The sequence below is a fragment of the Streptomyces sp. NPDC006309 genome (genome assembly GCF_040613095.1).
Classification (GTDB): domain Bacteria; phylum Actinomycetota; class Actinomycetes; order Streptomycetales; family Streptomycetaceae; genus Streptomyces.
The window spans coordinates 254,682-276,823 of sequence record NZ_JBEXRO010000004.1 but is presented as its reverse complement, the minus strand read 5'-3'; the positions used below and the strand labels follow the sequence as shown (position 1 = coordinate 276,823).

The window sequence follows — 22,142 nt, the reverse complement described above, 5'->3', positions numbered from 1 at the left end:
GGGGCCCCCGTAAGCAGCGATAACCTGCGAGACGGACATGCCGCGCGCTCGGACACCGTGTGCGCTTCCCTAGTGACAGCGGACGTCACGTTGCCCTTCGCGGCACGCCCACGCATCCAACGAACCGCGAGATCACTGATAGGGACGGAAGCGCGTGGACCTGTTCGAGTACCAGGCGAGGGACCTCTTCGCCAAGCACGATGTACCGGTGCTGGCCGGTGAAGTCATCGACACGCCTGAGGCGGCGCGCGAGATCACCGAGCGGCTGGGCGGCAAGTCCGTCGTCAAGGCGCAGGTGAAGGTCGGTGGTCGTGGAAAGGCCGGCGGCGTCAAGCTGGCCGCCACCCCGGACGAGGCCGTCGCCCGCGCGACGGACATCCTCGGCATGGACATCAAGGGCCACACGGTCCACAAGGTGATGATCGCCGAGACCGCTCCGGAGATCGTCGAGGAGTACTACGTCTCCTTCCTCCTCGACCGTGCCAACCGCACCTTCCTCTCCATCGCCTCCGTCGAGGGCGGCATGGAGATCGAGGAGGTGGCGGCCACCCGTCCGGACGCCGTCGCCAAGATCGCGATCGACGCCATCGACGGCGTGGACGAGGCCAAGGCCCGCGAGATCGTCGAGGCCGCCAAGTTCCCGGCCGAGGTCGCGGACAAGGTCGCGCACGTCCTGATCAAGCTGTGGGACACCTTCATCAAGTCGGACGCCCTCCTCGTCGAGGTCAACCCGCTCGCGAAGGTCGCCTCCGGTGACGTCCTGGCCCTCGACGGCAAGGTGTCGCTGGACGAGAACGCCGAGTTCCGTCACCCCGAGTACGAACAGCTCCACGACAAGGAGGCCGCCAACCCGCTCGAGGCGGCCGCCAAGGAAAAGGGCCTGAACTACGTCAAGCTCGAGGGCGAGGTCGGCATCATCGGCAACGGCGCGGGTCTCGTCATGAGCACCCTGGACGTCGTCGCGTACGCCGGTGAGAAGCACGGCGGCGTCAAGCCCGCCAACTTCCTGGACATCGGTGGCGGCGCCTCCGCCCAGGTGATGGCGAACGGCCTGGAGATCATTCTGGGCGACCCGGACGTCAAGTCCGTCTTCGTGAACGTCTTCGGCGGCATCACCGCCTGTGACGAGGTCGCCAACGGCATCGTGCAGGCCCTGAAGCTCCTCGAGGACCGCGGCGAGAAGGTCGAGAAGCCGCTCGTCGTCCGCCTGGACGGCAACAACGCCGACCTGGGCCGGAAGATCCTCACGGACGCCGACCACCCGCTGGTGCAGCGCGTCGACACCATGGACGGCGCGGCCGACAAGGCCGCCGAGCTGGCCGCCGCCAAGTAAGCACGAGGACGAGGACTCACACCACCATGGCTATCTGGCTCAACAAGGACAGCAAGGTCATCGTCCAGGGCATGACCGGCGCCACCGGCATGAAGCACACCAAGCTCATGCTCGGTGACGGCACGAACGTCGTGGGCGGCGTCAACCCGCGCAAGGCGGGTCAGACCGTGGACTTCGACGGCACCGAGGTACCCGTCTTCGGGACCGTCAAGGAAGCCGTCGAGAAGACCGGCGCCGACGTCTCCGTCATCTTCGTGCCGGAGAAGTTCACCAAGGACGCGGTCGTCGAGGCCATCGACGCCGAGATCCCGCTGGCCGTCGTCATCACCGAGGGCATCGCCGTGCACGACACGGCGTCCTTCTGGGCGTACGCCGGCAAGAAGGGCAACAAGACCCGGATCATCGGCCCGAACTGCCCCGGCATCATCACCCCGGGCCAGTCGAACGTCGGCATCATCCCGGGCGACATCACCAAGCCGGGCCGCATCGGTCTGGTGTCGAAGTCCGGCACGCTGACGTACCAGATGATGTACGAGCTGCGGGACCTCGGTTTCTCGACCGCCGTCGGCATCGGTGGCGACCCGATCATCGGCACCACGCACATCGACGCGCTCGCCGCGTTCCAGGCCGACCCCGACACCGACCTGATCGTCATGATCGGTGAGATCGGCGGCGACGCCGAGGAGCGCGCGGCCGCGTTCATCAAGGAGAACGTGACCAAGCCGGTCGTCGGTTACGTCGCGGGCTTCACGGCGCCCGAGGGCAAGACCATGGGCCACGCGGGTGCCATCGTCTCCGGTTCCTCCGGCACCGCGCAGGCCAAGCAGGAGGCCCTGGAGGCCGCGGGCGTCAAGGTCGGCAAGACGCCGACCGAGACGGCCAAGCTGGCCCGGGAGATCCTCAGCGCCTGAGTCTCCCCGCCGCATGCCGGCAGGCCCGTTCCCGTTTCCGGGGCGGGCCTGCCGCCGTTTGCGGGTATGGCACGCGAGGGCGGCGGGCCGGCCCGGTTCAGCGCGGTTGCGGCATCAGCCTTTCCGGGCCGCTCGCCTCCGACCGGTGCAGCTTCGCCCGCAGCACCAGTTCGCTGCGGGACAGCGGGCCCATTCCCGCCGGTGGCGGGACTCCCTGGACCGCCTGCGCCGGGGCGACCGGTGCCTCGTAACGGGTCGGTGCCGTCCGCAGCGTGAGCGTCGTCGCACCGATGATCGTCACTGTGAAGGCGATGGCCGCTCGGGTCCAGAACACGTTCCGGCGCTCGCAGCCGGTCCGTACGATCGTCGGCCGGGGGGCGCGCAGCCGCTCGGCCGAGGCCAGTTCGAGCAGCCGGCGGTGGAGCGCGGCCGTGTCGGCCAGTTCCGGCAGGAGCGCCACCACCGCCTGGCGGGCGTGGGTCAGCCGCTTGGCGGCGGCCGGTGTGCTCGCCTCCGTCTCCGCCGCCGTCTCCGGCAGGTCGAGGCCGACACCGTCGTAGAGGACGAGCGTGCGCCGGTACGTCGGCGGGAGCCCGAGCAGGGCGTGCAGCAGCGCGCGGTCGGCGGGGTCGGCGGGCGGGGGTTCCGGTTGCCGGTAGCGGGGGCGGAAGCGGTGCCAGGGGGAGAGCGCGCAGTCGTACGCCACCGCCCGCACCCACCCGGCCGGGTCGCGGTCCCGGGCCACCTCGGACCAGCGCTGCCAGGCCAGCTGGAACGCGCGCTCCACGGCCTCCCGGGCCAGTTCCCGGCGCCCGGTCAGCAGATACGTCTGGCGTACGAGGGCGGGGGCACAGAAGGCGTACAGCGCGTCGAAGGCCTGAGAGGGCGTCAGGGGCTGGGATTCGGGGGTGAGGGGCGCGAGGGCGGGACCGTCCTGGTCCGCCTTTCCGGACGCCTGCCGCGCCGCGGCGAGCTGAGCCCGTGTCAGTGACCGGCGCCGACGCAGTCGTCGGCGTCCGTTCGGCGGTGGCAGCGGGGTGGCAGGGCTCTGCGTCGTCACCGTGCACCCTTCCGTGCGAAAAAGAACATAAACGTATATTGAGCGACACAGCGGAGGTTCGCCTGTTACGACGGGAAAGCGCGTGTCGTTGGGAGCATGGCGTGCGTGATCCAGATGACCGCGCGCCGTTCGTCGTTGCCACCCCTGCGCACCCGGATGCGTGACCGTTCACCCGGCCTGGCCGCGAGCCTGCTGGGCGGGGCCGTCGCGGCCGGACTCGGACTCGGTTCGTTCGCCGTGCTGGTGATGGTCCTGTGGGTCAGCTCGCCCTACCCCGACAGCGGGCCGGACGGTGCGCTGCACATCGCCGCCGCCCTGTGGCTGCTGGCGCACGGCGTGGAACTGGTCCGCACCGGCACCCTCTCCGGCGCGCCCCTGCCCGTCGGCGTCACCCCGCTGCTGCTGCTCCTGCTGCCGGTGTGGCTGGTGTACCGGGCGGCACGGGACGCCACCGACGCGTCGGCCGAGCCGGACGGCCCGCCACCGGTGCCCGCGCGTACGGCGTGGACCGGCGTCGTCCTCGGCTACCTGACCGTCGGCGCCGCGGCGGCGCTGTACGACGCCGGCGGCGAACTGCGCCCCGAGTGGCCGTGGGTGACGGCGTGTCTGCCGCTCGTCGTGGCCGGCGCGGCGGGCCTCGGAGTGTGGTCGGCGTACGGCTGTCCGCGTGAACCGGTGCTGCGTGCGCTGGCGGTCGTGCCGGGTCCGGTACGGCGGCTGGTGTCCGGCGGCGACGCGCGGGCGAGGCTGGGTGCGGCCGTACGCGCCGCCGGTGCCGCGACGGCCGTGCTCCTCGGCGGCGGGGCGCTGCTGGTCGGCGTGTCACTGGTGTGGCACGGCGAGCCGGCGCGGGCCGCCTTCGTACAGCTGACGGAGGGCTGGACGGGGCGGTTCGCGGTGCTGCTGCTCGGCATCGCGCTGATCCCCAACGCCGCCGTGTGGGCGGCGTCGTACGCCCTCGGCCCCGGCTTCGTCCTCGGCGCCGGGCACCCGGTCCACCCGTTCCTCTCCGATCCCGCCCCGCTGCTGCCGCCGTTCCCGCTGCTGGCGGCGGTGCCGGATCCGGGCCCCGGGACGCAGCTGAACTGGGCGGCCGGGCTGCTCCCGGCGGTGGCCGGGATGACGGCGGGATGGTTCGTGGCCCGGGCGGCCGTGGGGCGGCCCGGCCCCGCTGGACCGGCAGCGGCCCGCTGGCCGGCCGCCCGGACCGCCGGGGTGGTCCTGCTGACGGCGACGGTCTGCGCGGTGACGCTCGCCCTGCTCGCCGCGCTGTCCGGCGGCCCCCTGGGTGTGGCCCTGCTGGCCCGCCTCGGCCCGGTGTGGTGGCGGACCGGGGCGGCGGCCGGGCTCTGGACGGTGACGTTCGCGCTGCCGGTGGCCCTGACCGCGCGGGCCTGGCGGCTGCGGGGCCGGCGCGGTCGGGGCGAGGCGCTCCCGGCGCGGGGCGCACAGCCGGAGGCCACGGCGGCGACGGGCGGCAAGGGCTCCGGGAAACCGGCGGGTGCGGTGAAGGCGGGGGAGACGGCGGACGCGGGAGGAGGGACAGCGCCGGTGCCGGAAGCGGGCGCGACCGCCGGGGCGGCGTCCTCCGACGGGGAGCCGGTCCCGGCGGGTGGGGGCGGAGCCGGGTCCTGGGCCAGGGCCGAGGGGGCCGGCAAGGAAGAGGGCACGGGGCACGAGAACGACACGGGGCGGCAGAAGAGCGCCCGCGGCGAGAAGGGGGCGCGCAAGGAGGAGCGGGGGCAGAAGGCGAGGAGGTCCGCGCGCGGGGCGGCCGCGCCCGGTACGGCCGCAGCCGCCGAGGAGGACCTCTACGACTTCCTCCCGGCCGACGACCCGTTCCCGACGCCGTTCAGCGAACCCTTCCCCACGGAATGGCACGACGACGTCGCCCGTGCCTCCCGCTGGGCTGCCCTCAAGGAGGCGGCCACGGTCCGGAAGGTCCCCGAGGACATCGGTACCGACTCCGGCACCGGCACCGGTACCGACTCCGGCACCGGCACCGGCACCGGTACCGACTCCGGCACCGGCACCGGCACCGGTACCGACTCCGGCACCGGCACTGGTATCGGCACCGGGAACGCGGCGGGCATGGGCGGCGCGGGGGGCACTGACGAGTTGCCCCCGGCCCCCCGTCCGGACACGCCCGAGCCGTGAGGTGTCCGCGCCGGCCCGCTACCGGTACCGGCGGTGCCGCGGACTCAGCTGTTCTCCACGCCCAGCACGCCGCGCAGCTGATGCGGCAGCAGGGTCTCGCAGGACTGCTTGGCCTCGTGGGTCAGGGCGTCACCGACGCAGGTGTAGTAGTCGCGGTAGACCAGCTGGACGGTGAACGTCGAGGCCACCAGGATCAGGGCCAGGGACGCCGTGACCAGGCCGCTGACGGCCGCTGTCGTCTGGGGACGGCCGTTGGGCGCCGCGGGGGCGTCCGGTGCGTCCGGCGCCGGGCGGCTCGGCTTGGCGCGCAGGGCGCTGCTGCCCCAGTACAGGGCCAGCGCGCCCAGCAGCAGGGCCACGTACGGCCAGCTGAAGAGGGCGAAGAAGACCGCCCACATGCCGGAGAGCAGGGCGTACCGCGCGCGGCGCTGGGCCGGGTCCGCCGGGTCCCAGCGCATGCCGGGGCCGGCCGGTCCGCCGGGGCCCTGCGGGCCGCCGCCGGGCCGCTCGCCGAAGTCGCCGGGGGAACGGCCGGGCTGGTGGTCGCTCCAGTGACTCCCCGAGGAAGAGCCGTCCCCGGGCCCGTGCCCCTGCCCCGGACGGGCGCCTTGTCCCCAGCCAGGGCCCTGCCCGGGACCCGGACCGTGCCCCTGTCCGTGGCCGGCCGGGCCTCCGGGGTGCCGCGGCTGCCACGGCCGGTCCGGCGCGCCCTCCGGCGGCGGCGCGAACGGATTGCCGTCCTGCGGCCCGCCGTCCCGCCCGGAACCTTCCCGCCCGGAACCGAAACCGTGCCCGGAGCCGCCGGAACCGGAACCGTTCCGCCCGGAGTCGCCCTGTCCGGGACCATTACTCTGCCCCGGACCACCCTGCCCAGAACCACCCGGCCCGGCGTCACCGCGCCCAGCGCCGTCCCACCCGGAACCGCCCTGCCCGGAACCGCCCTGCCCAGAGTCCCCGTGGCCGGAACCGTTGCGTGGTGAGCCCGTCGGCGGCGGGGTCGGCAGGTCCCGCAGCAGTGCGGCGCCAGCCACGCCTCCCTGGACCGGGCGCGGCGGGAACGTGAGGAGTCGCAGGCTGCGAGCGGGCATCAAAAGAGCGTCTTCCCCTAGATGACTACGGCTGTCCGACGTGAGCTTCCACCTCGTGAACGCACCGCACGACGACCGCGTTCCCGGGGCTGCTCCTTCGTGACTCGCTGCGAACGCTACCGTCCGCCCCGCCCCCCGTCCCGAGGGGCCCTTCCGGAGTGCCGGTATCGTTGCTGACGGTCGGCCGCTTCGTAGACTTCCCCGTATCCGGGGGCGCGAAGCGTTCGTACGACCGTACAAACCGTCCGGCCGGGAACGGCCGGACCCGTCGCTTCCCGAGAAAGGGCCCCACCGTGGCCGCCACCACCCCCGGCCCAGCTCCCGGACCAGCGGTCAGGCGCCTCGTCGTGCTGGTCTCCGGGTCCGGTACCAACCTCCAGGCGCTGCTGGACGAGATCGAGCGCACCGGAGCCGAGGCGTACGGCGCCCGGATCGTCGCCGTCGGGGCCGACCGCGGCGGCATCGAGGGGCTCGCCCGGGCGGAGCGGGCCGGGCTGTCGACCTTCGTGTGCCGGGTGAAGGACTTCGGGTCCCGGGAGGAGTGGGACGCCGCCCTGGCCGGGGCCGTGGCGGCTCACGAGCCCGACCTCGTCGTGTCCGCCGGGTTCATGAAGATCGTGGGGAAGGAGTTCCTCGCGAGGTTCGGCGGGCGCTTCGTGAACACCCACCCCGCCCTGCTGCCCAGTTTTCCGGGAGCCCACGGGGTCCGTGACGCGCTCGCGTACGGCGCCAGGGTCACCGGCTGCACCGTCCACTTCGTCGACGACGGCGTCGACACCGGCCCGATCATCGCCCAGGGCGTGGTCGAGATCCGGGACGAGGACGACGAGAGCGCGCTGCACGAGCGCATCAAGGAAGTCGAGCGAAGGCTGCTCGTCGAGGTCGTGGGGCGGCTCGCCCGCAACGGCTATCGCATTGAGGGACGAAAGGTAGTTATCCAGTGACCGCGGAGAGCAACAAGCGGGCCATCCGTCGCGCGCTCGTCAGCGTCTACGACAAGACCGGTCTCGAGGACCTCGCGCGCGGGCTGCACGAGGCCGGTGTGGAGCTGGTCTCCACCGGGTCCACGGCCGGCCGGATCGCCGCCACCGGTGTCCCCGTCACCAAGGTCGAGGAGCTGACCGGCTTCCCCGAGTGCCTCGACGGCCGGGTGAAGACCCTGCACCCGAAGGTGCACGCGGGCATCCTCGCCGACCTGCGGCTGGACAGCCACCGCGAGCAGCTCGCCGAGCTGGGCGTAAAGCCGTTCGACCTGGTGGTCGTCAACCTCTACCCGTTCCGCGAGACGGTCGCCTCCGGTGCCTCGCCCGACGAGTGCGTCGAGCAGATCGACATCGGCGGCCCGTCGATGGTCCGCGCCGCCGCCAAGAACCACCCGTCGGTGGCCGTGGTCACCAGCCCGCAGCGGTACGCCGACGTGCTCACCGCGGTGAAGGACGGCGGCTTCGACCTCGCCGCCCGCAAGCGGCTGGCGGCCGAGGCGTTCCGGCACACGGCGGAGTACGACACCGCCGTCGCGTCCTGGTTCGCGTCCTCCTACGCCCCCGCCGACGACTCGCCGTTCCCCGGCTTCCTCGGTGCCACCCTGGAGCGCGCCCACACCCTGCGCTACGGCGAGAACCCGCACCAGCCCGCCGCCCTCTACACCTCCGGCGAGGGCGGGCTCGCGGCGGCCGAGCAGCTGCACGGCAAGGAGATGTCGTACAACAACTACACGGACACGGACGCCGCCCGCCGTGCCGCGTACGACCACGACGAGCCCTGCGTCGCGATCATCAAGCACGCCAACCCGTGCGGCATCGCGATCGGCGCGGACGTCGCCGAGGCGCACCGCAAGGCGCACGCCTGCGACCCGGTCTCCGCGTACGGCGGTGTGATCGCCGTGAACCGCCCGGTCAGCAAGGAGCTGGCCGAGCAGGTCGCGGACATCTTCACCGAGGTCATCGTCGCGCCCGACTACGAGGACGGTGCGCTGGAGGCCCTCACCAAGAAGAAGAACATCCGCGTGCTGCGCTGCCCCGACGGCCCGGGCCACCCGGTCGAGGTCAAGCCGATCGACGGCGGCGCGCTGCTCCAGGTCGCCGACCGGCTCCAGGCCGACGGCGACGACCCGGCCAACTGGACGCTCGCCAGCGGCGAGGCGCTCTCCGCCGAGGAGCTGCGGGAGCTGGCCTTCGCCTGGAAGGCGTGCCGTGCGGTGAAGTCCAACGCGATCCTGCTCGCCAGGGACGGCGCCTCGGTCGGCGTCGGCATGGGCCAGGTCAACCGCGTCGACTCCTGCAAGCTGGCCGTGGAACGGGCCGGCGAGGAGCGGGCCCGCGGCGCCTACGCGGCCTCGGACGCCTTCTTCCCCTTCCCCGACGGCCCGGAGATCCTCATCGGCGCCGGCGTCCGGGCGATCGTCCAGCCGGGCGGCTCGATCCGTGACGAGCAGGTCGTGGAGGCCGCGAAGAAGGCGGGCGTGACCATGTACTTCACGGGCACGCGCCACTTCTTCCACTGACCGGCCACCCGGCACCGCGCGGCACCCCGGACGCACCCGGCACCCCGGACGCACCCGGCACCGCGCGGCACCCCGGACGGACCCGGCCCGGCGCGCGCACCCGGTCGCTCCCCGCGCTGAGCGCGCTCACCGAAGCCACTCCCCGCGCCGGGCGTGCCGGGCGTCCGCCGTGCCGCTTGCCGCGCTGGGTGTCCCCCGTGCCGTAGGCCACCTACCGGGCCGCCGCCGCAGCCGCCGGCTGGTGACGCCCATGTCCGCAGAGCAGTCCACGGACCGGACCGGCCACCGGAGGGTCGTCGTCACCGGCTTCGGCGTGATCTCCAGCATCGGCACCGGCGTCGAGGAGTACACCGCGGGGCTGCGGGCCGGCCGGTCCGGCGCCCGGCCCATCACCCGCTTCGACACCGAGGGCTTCGGGCAGAACACCGCCTGCGAGGTCCCCGACTTCGAGCCGGAGCGCTGGATCCGCAACCTGCCGCTCGACCACGTGGGCCGCGCCGGCCGGTTCGCCGTCGCCGCGGCCCGCATGGCCGTCGAGGACGCCGGGCTGGACGAGGCCGCCCTCGCCGACCGGGCCGCCGTCATCACCGTCGGCACCACCGACGGCGAGTCCCACGACATCGCCGTCCTGCTGGAACAGGAACTGGCCGCCGGCGACCCGGAGGCGATGGACCCGGTCCGCGCCCGCCGTATCAACGCCGGCCGGCTGTCCACCGCGACCGCCCGGGAACTGCGCATGCCGAACGTGGAGGCGACCACCGTCACCACCGCCTGCGCCGCCGGGAACTACTCGATCGGCTACGGCCTGGACGCCATCCGCTCCGGCGAGGTTCGACCTGGCGCTGTGCGGCGGCGCGGACGCCGTCAACCGCAAGGCGTTCGCCCTGTTCAAACGGTTCGGGGCGCTCAGCCCGGACGTGGTGCGCCCCTTCGACAAGGACCGCGAGGGCATCCTCACCGGCGAGGGCGCCGGCATCCTCGTCCTGGAGAGCCTGGAATCGGCCCTGGCCCGCGGCGCGCGCATCTACGCCGAGGTCCTCGGCTACGGCCTCAGCTGCGACGCCGCCCACCCCACCGCACCCAACCGGGAGGGCATCGCCCGGGGCATCCGGCTCGCCCTGGAGGACGCCGGTGTCAAGGAGCGGGAGGTCGACTTCATCTCCGCGCACGGCACCGGCACCCGGGCCAACGACAGCACCGAGACCGCGGCCATCCTCGACGTGTACGGGGACGCCCCGCCGCGCACGGTCGCCGTGAAGTCGATGCTGGGCCACTCGATGGGGGCCGCCAGCGCGCTCGGCGCGATCGCCTGCGGCCTCGCCATCGAGCACGGGTTCATCCCGCCCACCATCAACGGTCGAGGCCGACGTACGGATCGTGCAGAACAACTCGAGTGCCTTCGGCGGCAACAACGCCGTGCTGATCCTGGGCGCCTACGGGGAGAAGGTACGGCCATGAGCAACGCAAACGCCGGCCCGCGGGCCGCGCTGCCCCCGGACACGCCCGGCATCACCGGCTGGTCGGCGGTGTCACCGTACGGCGTGGGCCGTGCCGCGTTCGCCGCCGGTGTGCGCGCCGGAGCGAAGACCGCGGTGAAGGCGGACGCCGCTCTGGGCACCCTGCCGTCGCCGGAGGTGTGCACCGTGCCCGGCTTCGACATCCAGGAACTGCTCGGCAAGCGCGGCACCGCCAAGATGGACCGGCTCACCGCGCTCGCGCTGGTCACCTCCGACGGGCTGCTGCGCGACGCCGACGGCGCGCCGGCGGTCCCCACCGACGACCGCACCGGTGTCGTCCTCGGCATCACCATGGGCAGCCTGGAGACCTCGCCCGGGAGCTGGGCCCGCGGGGCGTGCGCGCCAACCGACATGGTCGGCGGCATGCCTCGGGCGGCCCGCGAACGCCGGCTCAAGAGCGTGCCGCTGGGCCGCCTCGGCCGCGCGGAGGAGGTGGCCGAACTGGTGTCGTTCCTGGTGTCCGACCGGGCCGCCTACATCACCAGGTCGGTCGTGGAGATCCACGGGGGCGGCGTCTTCTGATGGGGGAGCAGATGCGGGGCACGGGGGCGGGGGCGGCGGAGCACCGCTACGACGCCGTGGTGGTCAGCAGCGGGGTCGGCGGCCTGGTGACGGCCGGCTATCTGGCCGCCGACGGCCGTCGGGTCCTCGTCCTGGAACAGCACGACGTGGCGGGCGGCAACGCCTGTATTGACCACGAGCGTTGTTGACGCGGGTGATGGGCGGTTGACCGCCAAGCGCGGTATGGCACCGGTGGTAGTTGTAGGTGTGGAGAAACTCCGCCAGGGCGTCGGTGCGTTCGGCGTTGCTGGAGTACGGGAGCACGTATGCCCATTCGTCGAGCAGGGTGCGATTCAAGCGCTCGACCTTGCCGTTCGTCTGCGGGTGATAGGGCCGCGTGCGCTTGTGGGTGATGTCCGACGCGCCGAGGGTCTGCGCGAAGAGCCGGGATCGGTAGCAGGATCCGTTGTCCGTAAGGAGGACCCACTTGTGGGCGGTCGTTCGGGAGATGCCCATCTCGTCGGCTACGTGGGCGACGGGTCTTCCGCTCGGACGCGGTCGACCAGGAGCCGTCTGCCGTGGATGGTCAGCCGCGCGTTGGGGTGGGGCACAGGGACCTCCCGTGGGCGTGGTGGGTGTTGGGTCGCAGATGCCCCGGTCCGTCTGTGGCCGGGGCATCACGGTTGGGTGGCCGGGGTCGGAGGGAGTCCTCAGTCGAGGAGGAAGGTGCCGCCGGCGGCGATGTCGATGTCGGGCCCGAGGGCGGCTGCCGGAGTGTAGGCGCCGGGTTTGCCTTCGCCCTTGGTGAGTTGGACGGCGACTTCGGTGGCCACGGCGGCGGTGTAGTCCATGCCGTGCCGGCTTCGCCTTCGACGCCCTGGGCGTGCACGACCTGTCCGCGGAGCACGCCGAGGGCTTCACCGGGTACCTGCGTCGGGCGGCCGGCGACGCGGCGGAGATCACCGTGTACGACAAGCCCGAGGACCTGATCCGCTCCAGCGACCTCGTCGTCTTCGCCACCGTCGCGGGCGAGCCGCACGTGACCGATCCCGGCTGGTTCACGCACAACCCGCTGGTGCTGCACGTGTCGCTGCGCGACCTGGCCCCTGAGGTCGTCCTGGCCGCGTGGAACGCGGTCGACGACATCGAGCACTGCCTGAAGGCCGGCACCTCGCCGCACCTGGCCGAACAGCTCACCGGCAACCGGGAGTTCCTCGCCGGCACCCTGTACGACGTGCTGACCGGCGCGATCACCCCGCCCGCCGACCGGCCGGTGGTCTTCTCGCCGTTCGGGCTCGGCGTGCTCGACCTGGCCGTGGCCAAGTACGTCTACGACCGGATCCGCGACACCGGCGAACTGCACACCGTGCCCGGCTTCTTCCACGAGCTGAAGCGCTACGGCTGACCCCGGGCGCGCCGGAACCGTCCCGGCCCGGCGCGCGCTGACGAACGGATGACGGCCCGCTGACCGAACGGCCGCGCGGCGGGCGACCGCCTTGTCCGGCCCTCCGGCAGCCGCACAGAATCGACGCCATGAGATCTTTCGCCACTCTGGACGAGTTCTCCGCCGCCGTCGGCGAACACCTGGGCCACAGCCCGTGGTCGCGGGTGACCCAGGAGCAGGTGGACCAGTTCGCGGGCGCGACCGGCGACCTCCAGTGGATCCACACGGATCCGCAGCGCGCGGCGACCGGCCCGTTCGGCGGAACCATCCTGCACGGCTATATGACGCTGGCCCTGCTGCCCACCATGATGCGCGCCATCTTCGACATCGAGAAGATCGAGATGGGCGTCAACTTCGGCCTGGACAAGGTGCGTTTCCCGCACCCGGTGCCGGTCGGCTCCCGGGTGCGGGGCGGCGCCAAGCTCACCGGGGTGCGGGAGACGCCCGCCGGCCATCTGGCCGCCGTCCGCATGACGGTGGAGGTCGAGGGGCAGCCCCGGGCCGCCTGCGTGGCCGACACGCTGTCGTTGTTCGTCGGCCCCTGACGGCCCGCGGCCTCAAGAGGGGTGTTTTTACCACCGATTTCGCCACCCCTTCGCCACCACAATGAGGGGGCGGGCGCTTCGGCCCACGACGAACGTACGACACCGGCACCGCGTACGGCGGAGCAGGGCGAGGAAGGAGCGGTTCGCATGGACGACCGCACGATGCAGCTCGGCGGGGTCCGCCAGCCGGCGGCGATCCAGGGGTTCTCGGTGCCCGCCGGCGTGACGGCACTGCGGCGGGCGATGACGCTGTGCTGGATGTCGATGGCGGCTTTCGGCCGTTCCCTCGCCGTGTCCGGGGCGATCAGCCTGGTCGGTCCGGGCCTCGGCATGGTGCCGCGGGCCATGGAGGGGGTGCGCTCCCTGGCCGCGCACCAGCGCGAACTCGCCCGGCGCTGGGCGGGGGTGGACATCCCGGGCCCGCCCGGACCACTGCCGCCCGCGCCCGCGGGTGCCTCCGGTGCCGTCGCCCGCTACCGCTGGATCATGAGCGACCCGCAGACGCGGCGTGAGTACGTCTGGGTGCTCGCCGACCCGCTCGCCGGCGGCTTCCTGGCCTTCTTCCCGCTCGCGCTGATCCTCAGCGGCCTGTGGGGCGTCTTCCTCGCCTTCTTCGGGGTTCCGCTGTCCACCGAGTGGGACGGCCTGTGGTACCAGTTCATCCCGATCGAGGGCCAGGCCACGGCGATCCTCGCCGGTGTCCTCGGGCTGCTCCAGCTGCCGCTGGCCCTGTGGGCGGCGCCGCGCGCGGTGCGCCGGCACGCCCTGTACACGAGGGCCATGCTCGCGCCGAGCGAGAGCGAGATCATGGCCAGCCGGATCCAGCACCTGGCCGCCACCCGCTCCGACGCGGTGGACACGCAGATGGCCGAGATCCGCCGGATCGAGCGGGACCTGCACGACGGCGCCCAGGCCCGCCTGGTTGCCATGGGCATGACCTTGGATGCGGCCGAGCACCTGCTGGAGAGCAACCCCGAGGCCGTCCGCGCCCTGCTCATCGAGGCCCGCCAGTCCTCCTCCGCGGCCCTGGAGGAACTGCGCAACCTGGTCCGCGGCATCCACCCGCCCGTCCTCGCCGACCGGGGACTGGCCGACGCCGTAAGGGCGTTGGCCATGGTCTGCCCGGTACGCACCGAGGTCCAGGTCGACCTGCCGGGCCGCCCGGAGATGCCGGTGGAGTCCGCCGCCTACTTCGCCATCTCCGAGATCCTCACCAATGTCGCAAAGCATGCGCGGGCCGACCGGGCGTGGATCGATCTTCGTTACGATCGCGGCATGCTCCACATCACCGTCACGGACGACGGTCACGGCGGCGCCGACGCCTCTCGCGGCACCGGCCTGCGGGGCATCGAGCGGCGGCTCGCCACCTTCGACGGCGTGCTGGCCCTGAGCAGTCCGGTCAACGGGCCGACGATGGTGACGATGGAGATCCCGTGCGTATTGTCCTCGCCGAAGACCACTTCCTCCTGAGGGACGGGCTGATCCGCCTGCTCGGGGCCTACGGCCACGACGTGGTGGCCGCCGTGGACAACGGCACCGACCTGCTCGAGGCGCTGGGCCGGGAGCAGCCGGACGTCGCCGTCGTCGACGTCCGGCTGCCGCCGAACTTCACCGACGAGGGCCTGCGCGCCGTCCTGGCCGCCCGCAAGGAGAACCCGGACCTCGCGGTGCTCCTGCTCTCCCAGTACGTCGAACCCCTCTACGCCCGCGAGCTGCTCAGCAGCGGCGGCCGGGGCGTCGGCTACATGCTCAAGGACCGCGTCACCAACGGCGCCCAGTTCCTGGACTCCATCCAGCGGGTGGCCGCGGGCGGCACGGCCATGGACCCCGACGTCATCTCCCAGCTGCTGGTCCGCAAGGAGCGCGACGAGTCCGTCGGCAGCCTGACCGAACGGGAGCGCGAGGTGCTCGAACTCCTCGCCCAGGGCCGCTCCAACGCCGGCATCGCGGCGGCCCTGTTCGTCACCGAGAAGGCCGTCGCCAAGCACATCAGCAACATCTTCACCAAGCTGGGCCTGCTCCCGACGGACGGCGACAACCGCCGGGTGCTGGCCGTCCTGACCTACCTGGACCAGTGAGCCGGCGGCCCGGGAAACACAGCGGGCCGCGCCCCGTCCGGCCGGACGGGACACGGCCCCGGGGTGTCGGGCCCCTGGCGGATCAGTACCGCGGGCGGTTGAACCACGCCGAGGCGGCGCCGGTGACCATCGACGCCAGGATGATGCCGGCCATGGCCAGCGAGATCAGCCCGAAGAAGGTGGCGGAGCCGTTCCCACCGTTGACCATGTTGGTGATGCCGCCGAGGATCATCAGACCCGCGTAGACGATCGTCGTGATGCGGATGCCGCTGCCGCCGTTCTTGAACTTCACGCCCAGGAAGATCGACAGCGCGCCCAGACCCAGCAGCAGGGCCGCGAAGAGATAGCCCAGACCGGCCAGGCCGTCGGTGCTGTCACCGGAGCCGACGCCGTTGGACACGTCCTGGACGGCGCCGACCGCCGCACCGACGATGAAACCGGCCAGGATCTGGAAACCGGACAGGACGAACAGCAGCACCCGGGCGGTCTTCATCAGGCCGGGCATCTCCATCGGGACGCCGTAGCCGGGCTGCTGGAACGGCGGCGCGGACGGGTAGCCGTAACCGGGCTGGCCCTGCGGGGCGGCCGGGTAGCCGTAGCCGGGCTGGCCCTGCGGGGGCTGGGGCGGGTATCCGGGCTGCTGGCCCTGCGGCGCGCCGTAGGGGTTGTTCGGGTCGCCAAAGCTCATGGCGGTCTTTCCTCCGTTTGCTCAAGTGCGGGGACGACGCGCGGCACGGTGCGGAGGAAAGTTCTACAGATGCGGTCCGTCCCCCCGGTACTGCCCGCGGCACTGTGTGGCTCATCGTCTTTTAACAGGCTCTTACTTGTCCAGCCGGAAGCCCCGGGCGTTGTGCAAGTGCAACATCGGTGATCACGGGGACACCCACCGGATTGGTACCGAAGCCGGGTCATCCGCGAGGATGGGACCCATGACCGCCCAGATTCTCGATGGCAAGGCCACCGCAGCCGCGATCAAGTCCGATCTGACCGCCCGCGTGGCGGCGCTGAAGGAGAAGGGCGTCACGCCCGGCCTCGGCACGATCCTGGTCGGGGACGACCCCGGCAGCCAGAAGTACGTCGCCGGCAAGCACCGCGACTGCGCCCAGGTGGGCATCGCCTCCATCCAGCGCGAGCTGCCGGCCACCGCCACCCAGGAGGAGATCGAGGCGGTCGTCCGCGAGCTGAACGAGGACCCCGCCTGCACCGGCTACATCGTCCAGCTGCCGCTGCCCAAGGGCATCGACGAGAACCGCGTCCTGGAACTCATGGACCCGGCCAAGGACGCCGACGGCCTGCACCCCACCAACCTCGGCCGCCTCGTGCTGAACGAGCCGGCCCCGCTGCCCTGCACCCCCAACGGCATCCTGACCCTGCTGCGGGCCCACGGCGTGGAGATCAAGGGCGCCGAGGTCGTGGTCGTCGGCCGCGGTGTCACCATCGGCCGCCCGATGCCGCTGCTGCTCACCCGGCGCAGCGAGAACGCCACCGTCACCCAGTGCCACACCGGCACCCGTGACCTCTCCGCCCACCTGAAGCGGGCCGACATCATCATCGCCGCGGCCGGGTCCCCGCACCTGATCCGCGCCGAGGACGTCAAGCCGGGCGCGGCCGTCCTGGACGTCGGCGTCTCCCGCAACGCCGACGGCAAGATCGTCGGCGACGTGCACCCGGACGTGGCCGGCGTGGCCGCGTGGATCTCCCCCAACCCCGGCGGAGTCGGCCCGATGACCCGGGCGCTCCTGCTGGTCAACGTGGTCGAGGCGGCGGAGCGCAGTGCCGGCTGAGGACACCCGCGAGCCCGCGGAACCGACCGCGCGCGACGCGATCAGCGCCCCCGACGCCGAGGGGCGCCCGCGCCGCGTCACCCGCCGCTTCCCGCTGTTCACGCGGGACACCGCCCGGCCGGAGGGCGGCGGCCGGGCCGCGCCCTCCGACGCCCCGGCGCCCGCCCGCCAGTGGCCCCTGCTCGTGGTGCTGTCGGCGGTCGCGCTCGGCCTGCTGCTGACCGCGCTGGACCTGTTCCGGGTCGGCACCCTGCTGATCGGCGCCGCCCTCCTGGCCGGCGCGGTCATACGCTGGATGCTGCCCAGCGTCGGCATGCTCGCCGTCCGCTCCCGCTTCACGGACATCGCCACCTACGGCATCCTCGGCCTGGCGATCGTGCTGCTGGCGATGATGGCCCAGCCCAAACCGTGGCTGGAGATCCCGTTCCTGAAGGACACCCTGCACCTCACGGTCACCAAGTAGCGCCGTCCGCACGTCAGGTGGTCCGCGTCCCCCCGGGGGACGCGGGCCACGCCCGTATCCCCTGCCGACGACCACGGCCCTCGAGCTGGGATCCTTGGACGCGCGTACGGAACACGGGGGAAGAGGGGAGGAGGGGGAAGCGATGCCTCGCTGGAAAACCCTGCCGAAGGATATGGATCCGCAGATCAGGGAGTTCACCGAGCGGATGCGGCGGCTCGTGGACCACAGCGGCCTGAGCGTCGCGGAGCTGGCCGACAGCACGGGGTACAGCAGGACGTCCTGGGAGCGGTACCTGGGCGGCCGGCTCCTCGCACCCAAGGGCGCGGTCGTCGCGCTGGCCGAGACCACCGGCGCCCACACCGTCGACCTGACCACCATGTGGGAGCTGGCCGAACGCGCCTGGAGCCGGGCGGAGTCGGGGCACGACAGCACGATGGAGGCGATCCGCGTCGCCCGGACCCGAGCCGCGCACGCCGGCCTCACCCCGGCGACCGACCCGACCACGAGCACGGGCACGGCCACCGACGACCCCGGGCCGGGGCGCCGAGGTGGCGCCGCCACGGGGGGCCGCGGCGGTTCTGGTACGAGCGCCGGCGGCGGCCTCGGTGCGGGGGCGCGCGGTGATTCCGCACCGGGGGCCGACGGCACGGCCGGGACCGGGCCCCGTGACGACTCCGGCGCGGCGGCCGGTGGCGGCCCCGCGTCCGGCAGCAACTCCTGGGGGTTGGCCGGGTACCGGGGGCCGTCGAAGGCGACCGTCCGCCCGGGCGGCGGCTCCCCGACCCGCCCGGCCGGCCTCACCGGCCCGTCCGGCACCGCCGCCCTGACCTTGGGCACCGCGACCCCGACCCCGCCCACCACCACCCCGGCCGCCCCCACCGGAACACCAGGCACCGCGACCCCGCCCACGCCCACCGCCACCCCGGGCGCCCCGGCCGGAACACGAGGCACCGCGGCCCCGTCCACGCCCACCGCCACCCCGGGCGCCCCGGCCGGAACACGAGGCACCGCGACCCCGCCCACGCTCACCGCCACCCCGGGCGCTCCGGCCGGAACACGAGGCACCGCGACCCCGCCCACGCCCACCGCCACCCCGGGCGCTCCGGCCGGAACACGTGGCACCGCCGCCTCGCCCTGGCCTGCGCCCGCTGGCACCGCGGGCACAGCGAACGCCGCCCCGGGCGCTCCGGCCGGAACGCGAGGCACCGCCGCCTCGCCCTGGCCTGCGCCTGCCGGCACCCGGGGCACAGCGAACGCCGCCCCGGGCGCCCCCACCGGAACGCCAGGCACACCTGCCTCGACTCCGCCCACCGGCACCCCGGCCACCGGCACCCCGCCCACCGGCACCCCGGGCACCCGGAACTTCCCGGGCGCTCCCGCCCGTACCCCGGCCGCCCGCGGCGGGCAGCCGGCGACCGGGCACGCGGACCCGGCGAGTCCGGCGAGTCCGGCCGGTCCGGCGAGCGCCGCGAATCCCGTGCCCCCGAAACGGCAGCAAGTGCTGATGTTCTTCGCGGGGATGGCCGGTGTGCTCGTCATCATCGCCGGTGTCTTCCTGCTCACCCACCGGGACGGCGGTGGTCACCCGGGCAAGGGCGCGGCCCCGTCGGCCCGTACCCGGCCGAGCCTGCCGCCGGGCGTGAAGTGCGCCGGCTCCGCCTGCACCGGCAAGGACGCCGAGGCCATGGGGTGCAGCGGCGACCTGGTGACGACCGCGAAGTCCGTCACCCTCGGCACCACCGTCCTGGAGGTCCGCTACAGCAGGACGTGCGGCACGGTCTGGGGCCGGATCACCGGCGGCGCGCCCGGCGACACCGTGCGGCTCACCGTGGGCGGGGTCCGGCAGTCGGATGGCATCACCGCGGCCGGGGACACCATCGCGTACACCCCGATGGCCGCCGTGCGGGATCCCGCGCGGTCCCGGGCCTGCGCCACGCTCGCCTCGGGACGGTCGGGCTGCACCAACTAGCCGCGCACCAGGGCGGAGGAGGAAATTCCGCGCCGGTGCGCATGCCGTGGCCGGAACCGGGGCAGGTGTGCGATTACCCCCACGGGAGTCCGGCCCACCGGTACCCCCATCGGCGGCCGTCCTCGTTCACCCCCCCCGAACGGACGGCCGCCTTTTCACGCGCCTCACCGGCCGCGCCCCCGGTGACGGGTACACCCGGTGAATCCTGTGGGCTGATCCACACAGCCCCGTACGTCTCGCATGCCGGATGCGCGATAGCCTGACCGCTGGATCTCTCTTGATGCCAAGAGATCGATCATCCGCCCGGGGCAGTGCCGCCCCACCGCCAGCTGTCATACGGAGAACGCCATGACCCGCACTCCCGTGAACGTCACCGTCACCGGCGCGGCCGGCCAGATCGGTTACGCCCTGCTCTTCCGCATCGCCTCCGGCCAGCTGCTCGGCGCGGACGTGCCGGTCAAGCTGCGCCTGCTGGAGATCACCCCGGCGCTCAAGGCGGCCGAGGGCACGGCCATGGAGCTGGACGACTGCGCCTTCCCGCTGCTCCAGGGCATCGACATCACCGACGACCCGAACGTCGCCTTCGACGGTGCGAACGTGGCCCTCCTCGTGGGTGCCCGCCCGCGCACGAAGGGCATGGAGCGCGGCGACCTGCTGGAGGCCAACGGCGGCATCTTCAAGCCGCAGGGCAAGGCCATCAACGACCACGCGGCGGACGACATCAAGGTCCTCGTCGTCGGCAACCCGGCCAACACCAACGCGCTCATCGCGCAGGCCGCCGCGCCGGACGTCCCGGCCGAGCGCTTCACCGCGATGACCCGTCTGGACCACAACCGCGCGCTGACCCAGCTCGCGAAGAAGACGGGCACCACGGTCGCCGACATCAAGCGCCTGACCATCTGGGGCAACCACTCCGCGACCCAGTACCCGGACATCTTCCACGCCACGGTCGCCGGCAAGAACGCCGCCGAGGCCGTGAACGACGAGAAGTGGCTGGCCGAGGACTTCATCCCGACCGTCGCCAAGCGCGGTGCCGCGATCATCGAGGCCCGGGGCGCGTCCTCCGCCGCCTCCGCCGCCAACGCGGCCATCGACCACGTGTACACCTGGGTCAACGGCACCGCCGAGGGCGACTGGACCTCCATGGGCATCCCGTCGGACGGCTCCTACGGCGTCCCGGAGGGCCTGATCTCCTCCTTCCCGGTCACCACCGAGAACGGCTCGTACAAGATCGTCCAGGGCCTGGACATCAACGAGTTCTCCCGCGCCCGCATCGACGCCTCCGTCAAGGAGCTGGCGGAGGAGCGCGAGGCGGTCCGCGGTCTCGGCCTCCTCTGATCCGACGTGGTGCGACCCGGCGGCCGTGGGCTATAGTTGATCACGCACCGGCCGCCGGGAAACCGGCACCGGGTGATGCGTTGGTGGTCCAAGGAAAGACGTCCCGCTTCCTGCGGGGAGATGCAGGTGCAAGGCCTGCCCGGCGCTCCACAACACGAGGTCCCCTTCCGCGATTCGCGGGAGGGGACCTCGTCGTTCCGGCCCGGCCGTCATCCCAGGTCCGTCCCCCTCCCGGCGGAGCACCTCGACCGCGGCCCGGTCGGTGTCCTCGGACCGCCCGTTCAGCCGGTGCACGACCACCCACCGTCCGCCCTCCGTCGCCCCGGGCCGCCCGCCGGTTGCTCGCCCCCGTCCATGGCGGGGGCGAGCAGCCGGCGCCCGGGGTCCGGGCGGGTGGTCACCTCGGTCAGGCCGGCGGCCGCAGGACGTACGAGTCCAGCAGCAGCTCCTAGCCGGCCCGCCGCCGCGGCCAGCGCCGCGCCGAGGACGGCGTACCCGAGGTCGGAGTACTCCTCCTCGCCCGGCGGGCGTACGACGACGGTGTCCAGGCCGCGCACCAGCCGCGGGAAGGCCGCGTACGGGTCCCGGCGTCCGAGGCCGGACGGCAGCCGGGGAGGCCCGAGGTGTGCCGGGCCGGGTTCAGGAGGGTGATGCCCGTGCCGGGCGGCGCCGGGAGCCACCGCTCGGCGGGGTCGTCGAGGCCGACCGTTCCCGCCTCTGCCATCCGGGTCAGGACCGTGCCGGTCAGGGGCTTCGTCAGCGCGCCGGTCCGGACGTACCGGTCCACCGCGTGCCCGCCGGTCCCCCGGGTCGGGGCCCGCGTCGGTCAGCGCGCAGGCCGGGACAGGAACACGGCGGGGTCCTCTCGGCCGGTCACCGCCTCCGGCGAGGCCCCCCGGGACCCACCGTCGCCTTCAGGCCGCCGCTCCCTCACCCACCGGCGTGTCGCCGCGGGTCGCCCGCCCGCCGCCGTGCTCCCGGCCGCAGGTGTGCCCCCGGGCACCGCCACCCCGGCCGTCGGCCTGTCTCCACCCACCGGTGTGTCGCCGGCCGCGGGTCGCCCGCCCACCGCTCCGGCCGTCGGTGTGCCGCCGGGCACCGCCACCCCGGCCGTCGGCCTGTCTGCACCCACCGGTGTGTCGCCGGCTGCGGGTCGCCCGCCCACCGCCGTGCTCCCGGCCGCAGGTGTGCCGCCGGGCACCGCCACCCCGGCCGTCGGCCTGTCTGCACCCACCGGTGTGTCGCCGGCTGCGGGTCGCCCGCCCACCGCCGTGCTCCCGGCCGCAGGTGTGCCGCCGGGCACCGCCACCCCGGCCGTCGGCCTGTCTCCACCCACCGGTGTGTCGCCGGCTGCGGGTCGCCCGCCCACCGCCCCGCCCGTCGGTGTGCCGCCGGGCACCGCCACCCCGGCCGTCGGCCTGTCTCCACCCACCGGTGTGTCGCCGGCCGCC

19 protein-coding genes and 4 pseudogenes are annotated in these 22,142 nt (G+C 73.4%); 16 read left to right on the top strand and 7 right to left on the bottom strand.

The annotated features are described in order from the left end of the window. The first annotated feature begins 154 nt into the window (after positions 1 to 154). Both sucC and sucD read left to right on the top strand, forming a co-directional pair. Positions 155 to 1,333 (top strand): ADP-forming succinate--CoA ligase subunit beta, encoded by a 1,179-nt coding sequence (sucC, locus tag ABZ117_RS08305; RefSeq protein WP_356818591.1) that lies wholly within the window; start codon positions 155 to 157, stop codon positions 1,331 to 1,333. Positions 1,334 to 1,359: 26 nt separating this feature from the next. Then, the gene (gene sucD, locus ABZ117_RS08300) at positions 1,360 to 2,244 is read left to right on the top strand and encodes a succinate--CoA ligase subunit alpha (RefSeq protein WP_356818589.1); all 885 of its coding nucleotides are present in this window, start codon (positions 1,360 to 1,362) and stop codon (positions 2,242 to 2,244) included. A 97-nt stretch (positions 2,245 to 2,341) separates the two neighbouring features. On the opposite strand, the gene ABZ117_RS08295 is transcribed toward sucD, so the two are convergent. Continuing rightward, positions 2,342 to 3,304: a sigma factor-like helix-turn-helix DNA-binding protein gene (locus ABZ117_RS08295; RefSeq protein ID WP_356818587.1), complete on the bottom strand. Its 963-nt coding sequence runs from the start codon at positions 3,302 to 3,304 to the stop codon at positions 2,342 to 2,344. Between the two features lie 96 nt (positions 3,305 to 3,400). Between ABZ117_RS08295 and ABZ117_RS08290 the strand changes: the two genes are divergently transcribed. Then, the gene (locus ABZ117_RS08290) at positions 3,401 to 5,461 is read left to right on the top strand and encodes a DUF6350 family protein (RefSeq protein ID WP_356818586.1); all 2,061 of its coding nucleotides are present in this window, start codon (positions 3,401 to 3,403) and stop codon (positions 5,459 to 5,461) included. 44 nt (positions 5,462 to 5,505) lie between these two features. On the opposite strand, the pseudogene ABZ117_RS08285 reads toward ABZ117_RS08290, so the two are convergent. After that, positions 5,506 to 6,222: pseudogene (locus ABZ117_RS08285) on the bottom strand (hypothetical protein); the annotation flags it as partial. A 620-nt stretch (positions 6,223 to 6,842) separates the two neighbouring features. Between ABZ117_RS08285 and purN the strand changes: the two are divergent. From purN to ABZ117_RS08260, 5 genes and pseudogenes are all read left to right on the top strand, one after another. After that, the gene (gene purN, locus ABZ117_RS08280; RefSeq protein WP_356818584.1) at positions 6,843 to 7,493 is read left to right on the top strand and encodes a phosphoribosylglycinamide formyltransferase; all 651 of its coding nucleotides are present in this window, start codon (positions 6,843 to 6,845) and stop codon (positions 7,491 to 7,493) included. After that, positions 7,490 to 9,052: a bifunctional phosphoribosylaminoimidazolecarboxamide formyltransferase/IMP cyclohydrolase gene (gene purH, locus ABZ117_RS08275; RefSeq protein ID WP_356818582.1), complete on the top strand. Its 1,563-nt coding sequence runs from the start codon at positions 7,490 to 7,492 to the stop codon at positions 9,050 to 9,052. Before purN ends, purH begins: the two co-directional genes overlap by 4 nt. 250 nt (positions 9,053 to 9,302) lie before the next feature. After that, positions 9,303 to 10,510, top strand: a pseudogene (locus ABZ117_RS08270) (beta-ketoacyl-[acyl-carrier-protein] synthase family protein). Continuing rightward, complete coding sequence (locus tag ABZ117_RS08265; protein WP_356818581.1) at positions 10,507 to 11,091, top strand: SDR family oxidoreductase; 585 nt, start codon at positions 10,507 to 10,509, stop codon at positions 11,089 to 11,091. Before ABZ117_RS08270 ends, ABZ117_RS08265 begins: the two are co-directional and overlap by 4 nt. Next, entirely contained in the window at positions 11,091 to 11,279 is a 189-nt protein-coding gene (locus ABZ117_RS08260; RefSeq protein ID WP_356818580.1) for an NAD(P)-binding protein, read from the top strand. The genes ABZ117_RS08265 and ABZ117_RS08260 overlap by 1 nt, the downstream gene beginning before the upstream one ends. Here the strand turns inward: ABZ117_RS08260 and ABZ117_RS08255 are convergent. Further along, a pseudogene (locus ABZ117_RS08255) lies at positions 11,257 to 11,550 on the bottom strand (integrase core domain-containing protein); the annotation flags it as partial. The gene ABZ117_RS08260 and the pseudogene ABZ117_RS08255 overlap by 23 nt on opposite strands. 230 nt (positions 11,551 to 11,780) lie before the next feature. After that, positions 11,781 to 11,921, bottom strand: coding sequence for a hypothetical protein (locus ABZ117_RS08250; protein ID WP_356818578.1), 141 nt, complete (start codon positions 11,919 to 11,921; stop codon positions 11,781 to 11,783). A gap of 8 nt (positions 11,922 to 11,929) precedes the next feature. Between ABZ117_RS08250 and ABZ117_RS08245 the strand changes: the two are divergent. The 4 genes and pseudogenes from ABZ117_RS08245 to ABZ117_RS08230 form a co-directional block, all read left to right on the top strand. Continuing rightward, positions 11,930 to 12,475 (top strand): annotated as a pseudogene (locus tag ABZ117_RS08245) (2,3-diaminopropionate biosynthesis protein SbnB); the annotation flags it as partial. 128 nt (positions 12,476 to 12,603) lie between these two features. Then, positions 12,604 to 13,059 carry a MaoC family dehydratase gene (locus ABZ117_RS08240; RefSeq protein ID WP_356818576.1) on the top strand — a complete coding sequence of 152 codons (456 nt, stop codon included), beginning with the start codon at positions 12,604 to 12,606 and terminating at the stop codon, positions 13,057 to 13,059. A gap of 147 nt (positions 13,060 to 13,206) precedes the next feature. Next, on the top strand, positions 13,207 to 14,529 hold the full coding sequence (locus ABZ117_RS08235) for a sensor domain-containing protein (protein WP_356818575.1): 1,323 nt from the start codon (positions 13,207 to 13,209) through the stop codon (positions 14,527 to 14,529). Next, complete coding sequence (locus ABZ117_RS08230) at positions 14,493 to 15,137, top strand: response regulator transcription factor (protein WP_356818573.1); 645 nt, start codon at positions 14,493 to 14,495, stop codon at positions 15,135 to 15,137. Before ABZ117_RS08235 ends, ABZ117_RS08230 begins: the two co-directional genes overlap by 37 nt. A gap of 82 nt (positions 15,138 to 15,219) precedes the next feature. Here the strand turns inward: ABZ117_RS08230 and ABZ117_RS08225 are convergent, their stop codons facing one another. Beyond that, the gene (locus ABZ117_RS08225; RefSeq protein WP_356818571.1) at positions 15,220 to 15,825 is read right to left on the bottom strand and encodes a hypothetical protein; all 606 of its coding nucleotides are present in this window, start codon (positions 15,823 to 15,825) and stop codon (positions 15,220 to 15,222) included. 241 nt (positions 15,826 to 16,066) lie between these two features. Here ABZ117_RS08225 and ABZ117_RS08220 point away from each other — a divergent pair, with 241 nt between their 5' ends. The 4 genes from ABZ117_RS08220 to ABZ117_RS08205 all read left to right on the top strand — a co-directional run bounded on the left by ABZ117_RS08220 (position 16,067) and on the right by ABZ117_RS08205 (position 20,691). Continuing rightward, complete coding sequence (locus ABZ117_RS08220) at positions 16,067 to 16,921, top strand: bifunctional methylenetetrahydrofolate dehydrogenase/methenyltetrahydrofolate cyclohydrolase (protein ID WP_356818569.1); 855 nt, start codon at positions 16,067 to 16,069, stop codon at positions 16,919 to 16,921. Then, entirely contained in the window at positions 16,911 to 17,384 is a 474-nt protein-coding gene (locus ABZ117_RS08215) for a DUF3017 domain-containing protein (RefSeq protein WP_356818567.1), read from the top strand. The genes ABZ117_RS08220 and ABZ117_RS08215 overlap by 11 nt, the downstream gene beginning before the upstream one ends. 172 nt (positions 17,385 to 17,556) lie before the next feature. Continuing rightward, on the top strand, positions 17,557 to 19,353 hold the full coding sequence (locus tag ABZ117_RS08210; protein WP_356818565.1) for a DUF2690 domain-containing protein: 1,797 nt from the start codon (positions 17,557 to 17,559) through the stop codon (positions 19,351 to 19,353). Positions 19,354 to 19,701: 348 nt separating this feature from the next. Then, entirely contained in the window at positions 19,702 to 20,691 is a 990-nt protein-coding gene (locus ABZ117_RS08205) for a malate dehydrogenase (protein WP_356818563.1), read from the top strand. A 281-nt stretch (positions 20,692 to 20,972) separates the two neighbouring features. On the opposite strand, the gene ABZ117_RS08200 is transcribed toward ABZ117_RS08205, so the two are convergent. Both ABZ117_RS08200 and ABZ117_RS08195 read right to left on the bottom strand, forming a co-directional pair. Next, the gene (locus tag ABZ117_RS08200; protein ID WP_356818844.1) at positions 20,973 to 21,248 is read right to left on the bottom strand and encodes a hypothetical protein; all 276 of its coding nucleotides are present in this window, start codon (positions 21,246 to 21,248) and stop codon (positions 20,973 to 20,975) included. Beyond that, complete coding sequence (locus ABZ117_RS08195; protein WP_356818827.1) at positions 21,140 to 21,415, bottom strand: serine hydrolase; 276 nt, start codon at positions 21,413 to 21,415, stop codon at positions 21,140 to 21,142. The genes ABZ117_RS08200 and ABZ117_RS08195 overlap by 109 nt, the downstream gene beginning before the upstream one ends. Positions 21,416 to 22,142: the final 727 nt, after the last annotated feature.

Bases quoted from the DNA above. Each gene is read 5' to 3' on its own strand.
- sucD (WP_356818589.1), top strand. From the start codon at position 1,360: ATGGCTATCTGGCTCAACAAGGACAGCAAGGTCATCGTCCAGGGCATG.
- ABZ117_RS08290 (WP_356818586.1), top strand. From the start codon at position 3,401: ATGGCGTGCGTGATCCAGATGACCGCGCGCCGTTCGTCGTTGCCACCC.
- ABZ117_RS08265 (WP_356818581.1), top strand. From the start codon at position 10,507: ATGAGCAACGCAAACGCCGGCCCGCGGGCCGCGCTGCCCCCGGACACG.
- ABZ117_RS08260 (WP_356818580.1), top strand. From the start codon at position 11,091: ATGGGGGAGCAGATGCGGGGCACGGGGGCGGGGGCGGCGGAGCACCGC.
- ABZ117_RS08250 (WP_356818578.1), bottom strand. From the start codon at position 11,921: ATGGACTACACCGCCGCCGTGGCCACCGAAGTCGCCGTCCAACTCACC.
- ABZ117_RS08240 (WP_356818576.1), top strand. From the start codon at position 12,604: ATGAGATCTTTCGCCACTCTGGACGAGTTCTCCGCCGCCGTCGGCGAA.
- ABZ117_RS08235 (WP_356818575.1), top strand. From the start codon at position 13,207: ATGGACGACCGCACGATGCAGCTCGGCGGGGTCCGCCAGCCGGCGGCG.
- ABZ117_RS08225 (WP_356818571.1), bottom strand. From the start codon at position 15,825: ATGAGCTTTGGCGACCCGAACAACCCCTACGGCGCGCCGCAGGGCCAG.
- ABZ117_RS08220 (WP_356818569.1), top strand. From the start codon at position 16,067: ATGACCGCCCAGATTCTCGATGGCAAGGCCACCGCAGCCGCGATCAAG.
- ABZ117_RS08210 (WP_356818565.1), top strand. From the start codon at position 17,557: ATGGATCCGCAGATCAGGGAGTTCACCGAGCGGATGCGGCGGCTCGTG.
- ABZ117_RS08205 (WP_356818563.1), top strand. From the start codon at position 19,702: ATGACCCGCACTCCCGTGAACGTCACCGTCACCGGCGCGGCCGGCCAG.
- ABZ117_RS08195 (WP_356818827.1), bottom strand. From the start codon at position 21,415: ATGGCAGAGGCGGGAACGGTCGGCCTCGACGACCCCGCCGAGCGGTGG.